Source organism: Clostridium tagluense (genome assembly GCF_003865095.1).
Lineage (GTDB): Bacteria > Bacillota > Clostridia > Clostridiales > Clostridiaceae > Clostridium_AD > Clostridium_AD tagluense.
On sequence record NZ_BHYK01000057.1, the window covers coordinates 1 to 11,247 of the forward strand.

Consider the following 11,247-nt stretch of genomic DNA (forward strand, 5'->3'; position numbering starts at 1 on the left):
CCGTATTTGGTTTAGGAGCTATTGGATTAGCTGCTATTCAAGGATTGGCTCAAGCAAAAGCAGGCCGAATTATCGCTGTAGACTTAAATGAAGATAAGTTTGAATTGGCTAAAAAAATGGGAGCAACCGATGTTGTAAATCCTTCCAAATTTGATAAACCAATCCAAGAAGTCTTGATTGAAATGACGGATGGAGGAGTAGATTATAGCTTCGAGTGTATTGGTAATGTTGAAGTAATGAGGTCTGCTCTTGAAAGTTGTCATAAAGGTTGGGGCGAAAGTATTATTATCGGTGTAGCAGGTGCAGGTAAAGAGATTCATACGCGTCCATTCCAATTAGTAACTGGTCGAGTATGGCGTGGATCAGCCTTTGGTGGAGTTAAAGGAAGAACTGAACTGCCAGGAATGATTGAAGATTATATGAATGGTAAAATTGATTTAGATTCGTTTATTACACACCACTTAGAATTTAAAGATATCAATGAGGCATTTGATTTGCTTCATAAAGGTGAGTCAATCCGTACTATTTTAACATATGGAGAGTCAGATAATGAGTCTTAAACGTATTGAACAACATTACGCTTTCGATGGAGAACAATGTAAGTACAGCCATTATTCAGAAGTATTACAATGTGATATGACATTTAGTATCTACTTACCATCAAATAAAGAAAAGAAAAAAATCCCTCTTATTTGGTGGCTATCTGGTTTAACTTGTACAGATGATAATTTTAGTCAAAAAAGTGGATTTCAAAGATTGGCTGAAAAATATCAAGTGGCAGTCATTATTCCAGATACTTCACCACGTGGAGAAAATGTTACTGATGATAAAGCATGGGACCTTGGACAAGGTGCTGGTTTTTATTTAAATGCGGTGCAAGATCCATGGGCAAAGCATTATAAAATGTATACCTATGTCACAGATGAATTAACAGGCATTGCGTCAACTTTAGTACATAATTTTTCAGGAAAAGAAAGTATAATGGGCCACTCAATGGGAGGCCATGGTGCTTTAGTGATCGGCATGAAAAATGCTGCGAGATTCAAATCGATTTCTGCTTTTGCTCCTATTTTAAGTCCTAGTCAAGTCCCATGGGGAATAAAAGCTTTCTCATCTTATTTAGGTGAAGACAAAGCTTCTTGGAAAGAATGGGATGCTTCAGAACTGGTCAAAGGAACTGATATTCCACCCATTCTCATTACGCAAGGAACTCAAGATATGTTTTATCCGGAACAATTGGAAGAAACTACTTTCTTAGAAAATGCTCGAGAAAATAACCAAGAAGTAAATTACAAGAAAATTGAAGGTTATGATCATAGCTATTTCTTTATTGCTACTTTCTTAGAAGACCATTTCGATTTCCATATGAAGCACTTAAAATGATTCTTTTTTTACAATAAGATATTGGATGAAAAATATCTACATTGCAATTAAATGTGGATATTTTTCATTATTACATATTGTCGTGTTTTAAACACACACTATCTAAAAATAAGAAATGGTTTAGAAAAAAATAAGTTAATTATGAGGTATATATAATATGGATATTAAAAAAATGTTAGTCAATGACCGTGTTAAACCAAACTTATTAAAAGCCCGCTATGGGGTTGAAAAAGAAAGTCAACGAGTTGACTTATCAGGAAATTTAGTTAAAACGGATCATCCTAAAAGTATTTCGATAAGAGATGAACACCCTTATATTCAGCGAGATTTTTCAGAAACACAGATGGAATTAATCACACCTGTTGCTGAAACACTAGAGGAACTGTTTAATTGCTTAGCAGCTATTCATGATGTTGCTTATCGTTCTATGGGTGATAATGAAATGCTTTGGCCATTAAGCATGCCACCACAGTTGCCAGAAAAAGAAGAAGATATTGTTATTGCGAAATTGAAAAATTTTAAAAATGTTCGATATCGTCAATCGTTATCCAATTCTTATGGCCGTCGTAAACAAATGATTAGTGGTGTTCATTTCAACTTTGAATTCGGTGACGAGTTACTCCAATCGTTATTTAACTTACAATCGGAGATAAAAGATTATCAACATTTCAAAACAGAGATTTATCTAAAAACCACAAGAAACTATTTACATTATCGATGGTTAGTAACTTATTTTTATGGAGCTTCTCCTACTAGTGAGAAGAATTTTTTTGAAGAAGATTCTATGAATGAGCCAGTAAGAAGTATTAGAAGCAGTAAATATGGTTATACTAATCATGGTAATGTTCAAGTGTCATATAGCAGTTTACAGAACTATATATCAAATCTCTCTTTAATGGTTAAGAGAGGCATTCTAATGGAAGAAAAAGAATTTTATTCAGCTGTCCGTTTAAGAGGCGGTCATCATGTTTCGGATTTAGAAGATCACGGTGTTAGGTATGTTGAATTGAGAAATATAGATTTAAATCCTTTTGAAAAGAATGGAATTAGCTATGAACAAGCAGAATTTCTACACCTTTTTTTAATTTATTTACTATGGAAAGATGAAGGTAGTCATTGTGATGAGTGGGTAAAAGAAGGTGATTTTTACAATGATGTAGTGGCTCTTGAGCATCCATTAGAGCATACACAATTTGAAGTAGATGCTAAAAATATTATTGATGAGATGGAACATTTCGTAGAAATTTTAGATTTGACTATTTCAGATACGTTATTTGTTAATCTGAGACAAATGTTAATGGACCCAAGTAAAACTTTAGCTGGAAGACTTTATAAAGAGAGTGAAAAAAGCAGTCAAGGTCAAGTAGCTACGCATATTGCTAAAGAAAATCAAAAAAAATCATGGGATAAGCCATATCAATTAAAAGGATTTACTGACATGGAGTTGTCCACTCAGATTTTAATGTTTGATGCTATTCAGCAAGGAATCCAGGTAGAAATATTGGATCGACAAGAACAATTTTTGAAGCTTCAATTAAAAGATCATGTTGAATATGTGAAAAATGGTAATATGACAAGTAAAGATAGTTATGTATCCACTTTAATTATGGAAAATAAGACAGTAACAAAGAAAATTCTTCAACAACATGGATTCCGTGTGCCGATAGGTGAGGAATTTAATGACATAGCGCAAGCTTTACGTTACTATGATATGTTTTCCACCAAACCTTTTGTTGTGAAGCCGAAAACAACAAACTATGGATTGGGAATATCGCTCTTCAAAGAGGGGGCAAATTACGAAGATTATCAAAAAGCAATCACACTCGCATTTAAAGAAGATTCTTCTATATTAATAGAAGAGTTTATTAATGGAACAGAATATAGATTTTTTGTGTTAAATGATAAATTGCATGCTGTTTTATTACGAATTCCTGCGAATGTTAAAGGTGACGGTAAGCATACAATCGAAGAGTTAGTCATTCAAAAGAACCTTGATTCGTTAAGAGGAAGAAACCATAGGACGCCCTTAGAAAGTATACAATTAGGTGAATTGGAGAACCTTACACTTAAAGGTCAAGGGTATCGAATAGATTCGATTCCAAAAAATGATGAAATCATCTATCTGCGTGAAAATTCTAATATTAGCACAGGTGGAGACTCGATTGATGTGACAGATCAAATGCCTGAGGACTATAAAAAAATAGCGGTAGATGCGGTATCTGCACTTGGAGCTAAAATTAGTGGTATTGATTTGATTATTGATAATAAAGAAGTTCCTGCAGCTAATAAAAATGCTTATGGAATTATTGAAGCAAATTTTAATCCATCAATGTATATGCATATTTATCCATACAAAGGAAAGTCTCGACGTTTGACTATGCATATAATACATTATTTATTCCCTGAACTATTATAAAAGTATGCGGTAAATAATCAGTACCTTGATTACATATTTATATATTATTTTTTCTTTGCAACATAGCACTTTTCGGGGTAGCGTACGCAAAAATGATATTTCGTACGCTAAGATAAATATCACTCCATAAAAGTAATTATTTTAATTTTAGAGTTAGTAGAATAATTTTTTTGAAAATTTAAAGTTTTATTTGCCAATGTAATCTTTTAGTTAAAATATTACATTCATAAAAACAGCATAAAACGTTTGTATATAAAGGCTTATAGTAGATTTAACTAAAGCCTTTTTTCTTATTGTATATTTGAATGTATTGGGAATGTATTTTTATTAGTGAAATATCATTTTTGCGTATGATACCCCTAAGTGTGTTTAAATAACTATTTATAATTGGTTCAGAAAATAATAGATACTTGGTTAAGTCTAACAAATGTATAAAACCTGTTGATAGTATGGTATAAGCGTACAGCAGATATAAACTATGTAATTGATAAATATTAGGCATACAAAGACAAATAAATACAAATAAAGACAGACATATGTAAAAGAAAAATTATAATATTAATATTTTTTAGTACAACCCGTATTTAATTAACTTAAATTAAAATGCAGGTACAGCCGACATATAGTAAATAAAGACACTCAGTTCGAGGGTCTTTATTTTTTTGTTTCATTTTAAAAAACAATAAGACTATTGACACGTTAGTTAAAATAACATATGCTTATACAAGGTTAGTTTGGCTAACTTAAACAAAATTTGTATAAGCATAATATTATGTACAAGCATTTACTCTAAATAAGTATAAAAATATAGCTAAAGGGGGGGGGATACAAATAAAAAATGCTTAAATTAACAATGCTAAGAATCCAAGGAAATTTGAAACAAGAAAAGGTAGCACTGCATATAGGAAAAAGTAGAAGCACATTATCTTCATATGAAAACGGGAAAATTATCCCTCCCTATAAAATCATCCTAAAACTTAAAAAAATATTAAATTATTTTGAAGATGATTTACTTGAAGAAGTAGATTATAAAAAGAAAATAGTTAGGGCTGTTAAATAATTTAGTATAAAAAAACCAATAAAAAATTTAGGGTTAGAAGTCCGTTCAAAAATAGTGAAAAAAGTCACAAATAAAAAATAGGGAGAAGTTTATGGCAGGTAGAAAAGTTACGTTTGATACAGAAAAAGCTATTAAATTACTAAAGGAAGGATTTAAACAAAAAGATATAGCAAAGGAATTAAATATTAAAGAAAGTACCTTAAAAATGTTTTTTAAAAGAAAAGCAGGAGGAAAACTTAAAAAAATAAAGGAACAAAGAAAAGTAAAGAGTAGTAATGAATTTGAATTAGAACATAGCAATTTTCTTAATGTAAATGATTTAAAAGAAATAAGAGAAGAAAAGAGCTATGGAATACTTCCTAACGAAAGTATTGGTGATTATGCTTTTTTAATGATGAATATACAGTCTTATAAGTTAAGTAAAAATCATAAGAAATTAATTTTTGATGAAAATCGTGGCATTAGGACCTATGGAGTACCAAAAAGTTATTAACAAAAACTGTGTTGATTTAATGATAATCACTGCAGTTTTTTTTATTTGTAATTTTTTTAATAAAGGAGGAAGAACAATTGGGAATAAAAAAAATATCTAAACAAGAGATTAAAGAAAAAACCGAAGCAGTTAAAAAAATATTAGATATAAAAGGTGGCTTATATGAAGAGTGGCTACTTGAGAAGCAAACTGAATTTATAAATGAAAATATATCATTTTTAATTGAAATGGCAGGTAAAAAAGAACCTAAAGAAACTGAACAAATTGAAGAAACTAAAATTGAAAATAATTCAGAAAACAAAAATAATATATAAGGGAGGATAAGAAATGGAACAGTTAGTAACTGGAATTACAAGTTTCATAACGTGGTTACAAATACCAGCAGTAGTATGTTATGCGTTGGCATTATTATTTGGAGGATATGAAATGTTATTTATAGGTGGGCAACAAGGAAGTGCAAATGCTAAAAAAGTATTTATAAGTTCAACAGTAGCTTTTATTATAATAAAAGGTGCAAATGCACTAGCAACATCTCTGGGTGGTAAAATAAATTTTTAAAGGAAGGGATCTATTTGAAAGTAACGTTTGAGGAAGAACAGTTTTTAAAAGGAATCAAAAATTTGCAAAAAGATGAAGTGATAAAGAAAATTACAAACATTAATACTGACAGTGAAGCTCTTAAAGAAGTAAAAGAAGATTTATTAATTAAATTAAACAAATCTTCTCAAGCTGAAATTGAGGATTTAATAATGGCAATAGATTAGTTTTCAGGAGGGTTTAAGTGTGAAAACATTAGAAGAAAAAAAGGAAGAGTTAAAAAATATAATGGATATGTTAGAGACAGGAGTAAAAGAGGTATTTACAAGTGATAAATTTAAAGAATACCTTGATACTATGTCTAAATTCCATAATTATAGTGTAAAGAATATTTTATGGTTACAAATGCAGAACCCTAGTGCTCAGAGGGTTGCTGGAATGAAAACATGGAATAGCTTAGGAAGAAAAATAACTAAAGGAGAAAAATCATTAAGGATATTAGCACCATACAAACATAAAAAAGAGATTGAAATGGACAAATTAAACCCTAAAACAAATACCCCTTATGTTGACATGGGTGGTAATCCAATTAGAGAAAAACAGAGAGTAGAGTGGATTAGTTTTAAGTCAGTGCCAGTATTTGATATATCTCAAACAAATGGTAAGGAGCTACCAACATTAATTAATGAACTGGAGGGTAATGTAAATAATTATGAGCATATGAAAAGTTCTTTAGTGGAAGTTGCGAAGATACCAGTTGAATTTGAAAATATAGAAAATGGTAGTAAGGGTTATTACCAGTTAGGAGAAAATAGGGGTAGGGCAACGATTCGTGCAAAAAACAGCCACAAGACAGTTATTACCATATATATCACGTTGCCGTTCTTCCCTAATGTAGTAAATTGCTCATTTATGCCATAGCCAAAGATAAATTATAGTCTATATTCGGTGGCTTCCGATTTAAATCTAAATTATAACGTCCAAAACGATTAATATGCTGTGTTATGTAGGGGCTTAAAGCTGCTATAGTATCTTCTTCAATTTTATGACCTTCCATTATTAACTCCTGAAGAATTTGAGTTATATGAAAAACGTTATGAAATATAATGCAATTGGAAACCAAATGATTATACTTTATTATTTTTCTTTGTTCATCTCTATTATTTTCTGCGATAATTCCATCGCCACCAAAGGACACCCATTTAGTAAAGCAATTAAAAGATTCACTTTTGTTTGTAGCTCCCTGTATTATACTTCTTAATTCTTCACTTCCGATATATTTCATTAAGTATCCTGTTCGAATAGCCCTTCCGAGCTCTCTAAAAGCTTGATACAGCCGGTTTTTTCTGCTATAAGTACTAAGCTTTCGTAAAATTGTAGATGCTGTAATTCGGCCAGCCTTAATAGATAATGCAACTCTTAACATATCAGGAAAATGAGTTTCAATAAGATTCCAATCAATAGTATCAGAAAATAATTCATCAATATGTTCATATTTTGCATCTTTACATGGTCTATAAAGGGTAATGTCTTTCCAGTTACGAATGCGCGGCATTAGCTCAATGCCTAGCAAGAAAGACAATGCAAAAACCGGTGAATTTTGCCCTTGTGTATCTGCATGTATTGTATCTGGTTGAATATCGGATTCGTTTTTTATCATTGCATCCAGAATATATACTGCTTCCCAAACACCGCAGGGAATAAAATGACTGAATAAAGCTATGTAAGTGTCTGAAACATGATAATATCCAATACCTCCGTATCCTCCATATCTTATGTGGTATTCAGATAGTAAGTTTTGCTCGTATAAATCCCATTTTGTACCATCTGCTGAGACCCTTTTACCAGAACCCCAAAACTTAGGAAGTGAAAAGCAATTGTAGGCATTTATAATATTTTTTATGGCGAGCTCTATTTTTTCCTCTGTTATATGACGATTATTTATCCACGCTACTTGTTTGCGATTAATACCTTCTAGCGATTGAGCAGTTTGAGTAGGTCCTAAATTGCAACCATAACAAAAAGTTGTTATAAGGTACCTTTCAATTGGGTTTTCAATCTTTGTATCATGACCAGAAATGGAGCTAAAGTCCTTTGTCCAGTTAATCCAGTGCTCCGTATCAGTAATCACATCAAGAATATTAATAGGTTTTAATCGCTGTGAAATCAATGATTCAATTAATTTTAACTGATTAGGATATTTCTTTTTTTCAGGCTTTCCTAAAATCGGTATACCTTTTTCTATTCTTAGGTATTGATTAGAAGTAAAGGACTTGTCTGTACTTAAAATCTCCTCATTAAGCCAATTTTTCACGTGTTCAATAAACCCATGGCTATCTACAGGAAGTCCTACTTGCTGACCATATAACTCTTTCTCTTCCTCATATTCTTCCCAGCTTATAAGCTGATCTCTATAATCAGAAAATTTGTCACTACCTTTAACATATAAATCACCAGATTTTAAATCTCGCATTATTTGTGTAAACACACATACTTCAAAGTGTCTGCGATTTATTTTATCAGGGTAAATACTTCTGTTACTGTATCCCGTTATGAGTTTCCACCAATCATCCGGTATCCATGAAAGATCTAAAAGCTTAATTTTATTTTCAGTGGTCTTCCCCTTGTTTTCAATTTTAACTGCATCCAGTAATTCTTTGCGTACAGTTTCATTTTTCTGAAGAAACTGCAATGACTGTTCTAGGGATATATCTTGGGTTGTGGAGTGGAGCGTAACGGCTTTTAATATCCTAAACAAAGTCACTCTATGACTTTTGTAATATTTCCAAAGGAATAAATAATAATTGTTGCCCGCATGTGCTGCATGCGTTTCACAATGACTTAGTACTTCATCGCTTTTTTCTTCAATTACGGATTGGATTGCTGCAAATTTTTCTTCTATGCTTCCATCTTTTTTATAAGCTAAAATCATATCACGTAACGTCACCACTAATTTATCAGTGATTTGAATATTTTTGGTCCTATGAAGGTCAAGTGCCTCTGTTCCTTTTCTATGCACACTTGACATTCTTTTAATAAACATTTCAGCCAAATCATCCAGTGCTTTTGCAGATTGAACAGCCAATAGTGCTGCTGCAAGAGTATATCTTTTATTAGGTTCTAATGCTTTCATTTGTGCAGCATTAAGAGTATTTGCCTCAGCTGCAAAATGTTTTATTTTATTATCCGGAATATTTGCAAGCACTTCAGTACCAACATCTTGTACTGATAGCCATGTAAGATAATTGACTAAATCTTTTAAATGCATAAGTGTGGGAGTGCCAGGATCTTGCTTTAGAAAGTTCCATGAAGTATATATGATATCTTGCTGCGATTCTAAAAGTTTATCGATCTTACTTCTGGATTCTTCACTAAGCAGAGTATTAATCTGACGATAAAAAGATCTATATACAGATACTCTTATCCTGTTTGATGCCCTTACTAATGTACTAAATGATGGCAATTCATAATGCTTACGCACTAATTCTTCAATAGCGACATTTATAAGATCAGATGGTTCATCTTTTGTTCTTGCTGCAGTTCCAATTGACCTTACTATTACGTGCCTAGCATCTGAGCCATAAGGGTTTATCTTTAAATATTCTCTAATAACTTGAACGTGCCTGAGTCTTGTACCTGATTTATTATAATTCTCAATAACCTCTGAAGAAATAGAGATATTCGTTGTCTTAGAAATATGTTGTATTATAGCCTGTGGCACATTTGTAAGTGGTACAAAATAGCCTAGTCTTTGAAAACTTTTAAGCATAATTAGAAAACAAAAGTTTGCATTTTCACCACGGGTAACTTTCCAAGAAAATTTAATTTCCTCTTGTGTGGGAGTATATATATCATTTAATTCCTTTTCAGAAATACTGCTTTTAAATCTTGGATATACAGTTTCGTGCATTGCAGGCAAAAATAACGGCCCCTTTCTTTCGTAAAAATTTATGTATCTTTAATTCTTCGGTAAAATGTGCCACGATTCATATTTAGCCTATTCATTGCTTCAATTGCAGAGATTTCTTTGCTTTTCCAGAGCTTTATTACCTTATCCCATTCTTTAGGTTTTTCAACTCGTGGTCTTCCAAATTTCTTACCCTTTAGACGTGCCGCTGCAATACCTTCACTCTGACGTTGAAGAATGCTTTCTCTTTCTAGCTCAGATAATGCTCCAAATATAGTTAAAACAAATCGTCCTTGAGGGGTAGCAGTATCTATGTTTTCTTTTAAAGAAACTAGATCTACCTTTTTATCCTGAAGTTGCTGGACTATGGAAAGCAAGTCACGTGTACTGCGAGCAAGGCGGGATATACTTTCTATATACAATATATCTCCTTCTCTAATGTATTCCATCATCTTTTTAAATTGTGGCCTTTCAGTATTTTTACCTGAGACCTTTTCAATAAAAAGTTTTTGAATCCCTAACTCTGATAAGGCTATTTCCTGTCTGTCTGTGTTTTGATCTACTGTAGATACTCGTACATAACCTATTTTAGACATAGCGTAGTTCCTCTTTCATAATAATTTTATAGCTAGATTATACCGTATCTGTCACAAAAACACCCTCATTACTTTTGTGCTATCACAAAATATAAAATAGGTACTTTTGTGACATAGAATTGTACTAACACAAATACCCTACTTATTGTGACGGTTATAGGTTTGTAAAAATAGTATTTAGTGGTATAATTTTCTTAGAAATTACGTCGGATTGGTAAACTATGATGGAGTATTTTCATTGAAAGGAGCGTGTTTGTATGAAATATATAATAACTGATAATCCAACAGAGCAAGATACTAGTGAAATTTTAAACAAATTAATAGAATTCAATCTTTCTCATATCGAGTTAAACATAGTTAAGCCTATAGCCATTTTCGTTAATGATGAAAATGGCTATAAAATAGGAGGGATTTCAGCAGAAACACATGGTAATTGGTTAGAGATATCATTATTATGGGTTGATGAAAAATTAAGAGGTCAGAAAATAGGTTCAAAACTATTAAAAGATGTTGAAGTAGAAGCCATAAGAAGAGGTTGTAAATATTCATTTCTTGATACTTTTAGTTTTCAAGCCAAGGATTTTTATGTGAAGTTAGGATATAAAGAGGTTTTTACGTTAGAAGAATATCCACTAACCAGTAAACGCCATTATTTTGTAAAGCAATTGACATAAAATAAGTAACTCATTAAAGGATTAAAATAGAAAGGTACTTCGCATCTTTCTTATAGAACTAAACCGCTAAAAACGGTGGCAGACGAGTGCTAATCATATTAATTTAATTTTTACTTAAATAAAATATAAAGAAGTATCCTATTTGATTAAGATACTTCTTTATTATAATACACACTTCCTA

12 protein-coding genes are annotated in these 11,247 nt (G+C 31.7%); 10 read left to right on the top strand and 2 right to left on the bottom strand.

Annotated features, from left to right (window positions below; translation table 11 throughout):
* From Ctaglu_RS23515 to Ctaglu_RS23555, 9 genes are all read left to right on the top strand, one after another.
* Nucleotides 1–560, top strand: a 560-nt coding sequence (locus tag Ctaglu_RS23515) for a zinc-binding dehydrogenase (protein WP_148097606.1), incomplete at its 5' end; no start/stop codon positions are given.
* Nucleotides 550–1,383 (top strand): S-formylglutathione hydrolase, encoded by an 834-nt coding sequence (gene fghA / locus Ctaglu_RS23520; RefSeq protein ID WP_125006331.1) that lies wholly within the window; start codon nucleotides 550–552, stop codon nucleotides 1,381–1,383. The genes Ctaglu_RS23515 and fghA, both read left to right, overlap by 11 nt.
* Nucleotides 1,384–1,540: 157 nt before the next feature.
* Complete coding sequence (gene gshAB, locus Ctaglu_RS23525) at nucleotides 1,541–3,799, top strand: bifunctional glutamate--cysteine ligase GshA/glutathione synthetase GshB (protein WP_125006333.1); 2,259 nt, start codon at nucleotides 1,541–1,543, stop codon at nucleotides 3,797–3,799.
* Between the two features lie 838 nt (nucleotides 3,800–4,637).
* Nucleotides 4,638–4,859: a helix-turn-helix transcriptional regulator gene (locus tag Ctaglu_RS23530; RefSeq protein ID WP_125006335.1), complete on the top strand. Its 222-nt coding sequence runs from the start codon at nucleotides 4,638–4,640 to the stop codon at nucleotides 4,857–4,859.
* A gap of 91 nt (nucleotides 4,860–4,950) precedes the next feature.
* Nucleotides 4,951–5,352 (top strand): helix-turn-helix domain-containing protein, encoded by a 402-nt coding sequence (locus Ctaglu_RS23535; RefSeq protein WP_125006337.1) that lies wholly within the window; start codon nucleotides 4,951–4,953, stop codon nucleotides 5,350–5,352.
* A 77-nt stretch (nucleotides 5,353–5,429) separates the two neighbouring features.
* Entirely contained in the window at nucleotides 5,430–5,666 is a 237-nt protein-coding gene (locus Ctaglu_RS23540) for a hypothetical protein (RefSeq protein WP_125006339.1), read from the top strand.
* 13 nt (nucleotides 5,667–5,679) lie between these two features.
* Entirely contained in the window at nucleotides 5,680–5,910 is a 231-nt protein-coding gene (locus tag Ctaglu_RS23545; protein WP_125006341.1) for a hypothetical protein, read from the top strand.
* Nucleotides 5,911–5,924: 14 nt separating this feature from the next.
* On the top strand, nucleotides 5,925–6,116 hold the full coding sequence (locus Ctaglu_RS23550) for a hypothetical protein (RefSeq protein WP_125006343.1): 192 nt from the start codon (nucleotides 5,925–5,927) through the stop codon (nucleotides 6,114–6,116).
* A gap of 19 nt (nucleotides 6,117–6,135) precedes the next feature.
* On the top strand, nucleotides 6,136–6,810 hold the full coding sequence (locus Ctaglu_RS23555; protein ID WP_125006345.1) for an ArdC family protein: 675 nt from the start codon (nucleotides 6,136–6,138) through the stop codon (nucleotides 6,808–6,810).
* On the opposite strand, the gene Ctaglu_RS23560 is transcribed toward Ctaglu_RS23555, so the two are convergent.
* Both Ctaglu_RS23560 and Ctaglu_RS23565 read right to left on the bottom strand, forming a co-directional pair.
* On the bottom strand, nucleotides 6,800–9,799 hold the full coding sequence (locus Ctaglu_RS23560; RefSeq protein WP_233439932.1) for a Tn3 family transposase: 3,000 nt from the start codon (nucleotides 9,797–9,799) through the stop codon (nucleotides 6,800–6,802). The genes Ctaglu_RS23555 and Ctaglu_RS23560 overlap by 11 nt on opposite strands.
* Before the next feature lie 38 nt (nucleotides 9,800–9,837).
* The gene (locus Ctaglu_RS23565) at nucleotides 9,838–10,392 is read right to left on the bottom strand and encodes a recombinase family protein (RefSeq protein WP_125006349.1); all 555 of its coding nucleotides are present in this window, start codon (nucleotides 10,390–10,392) and stop codon (nucleotides 9,838–9,840) included.
* Nucleotides 10,393–10,649: 257 nt separating this feature from the next.
* Here Ctaglu_RS23565 and Ctaglu_RS23570 point away from each other — a divergent pair, with 257 nt between their 5' ends.
* Nucleotides 10,650–11,066, top strand: a complete 417-nt coding sequence (locus tag Ctaglu_RS23570; RefSeq protein WP_125006351.1) for a GNAT family N-acetyltransferase — start codon at nucleotides 10,650–10,652, stop codon at nucleotides 11,064–11,066.
* Nucleotides 11,067–11,247 lie beyond the last annotated feature (181 nt).

Coding starts and splice junctions, on each gene's coding strand:
- fghA (WP_125006331.1), top strand. CDS start 550: ATGAGTCTTAAACGTATTGAACAACATTACGCTTTCGATGGAGAACAA.
- gshAB (WP_125006333.1), top strand. CDS start 1,541: ATGGATATTAAAAAAATGTTAGTCAATGACCGTGTTAAACCAAACTTA.
- Ctaglu_RS23530 (WP_125006335.1), top strand. CDS start 4,638: ATGCTTAAATTAACAATGCTAAGAATCCAAGGAAATTTGAAACAAGAA.
- Ctaglu_RS23535 (WP_125006337.1), top strand. CDS start 4,951: ATGGCAGGTAGAAAAGTTACGTTTGATACAGAAAAAGCTATTAAATTA.
- Ctaglu_RS23545 (WP_125006341.1), top strand. CDS start 5,680: ATGGAACAGTTAGTAACTGGAATTACAAGTTTCATAACGTGGTTACAA.
- Ctaglu_RS23560 (WP_233439932.1), bottom strand. CDS start 9,799: ATGCACGAAACTGTATATCCAAGATTTAAAAGCAGTATTTCTGAAAAG.
- Ctaglu_RS23565 (WP_125006349.1), bottom strand. CDS start 10,392: ATGTCTAAAATAGGTTATGTACGAGTATCTACAGTAGATCAAAACACA.
- Ctaglu_RS23570 (WP_125006351.1), top strand. CDS start 10,650: ATGAAATATATAATAACTGATAATCCAACAGAGCAAGATACTAGTGAA.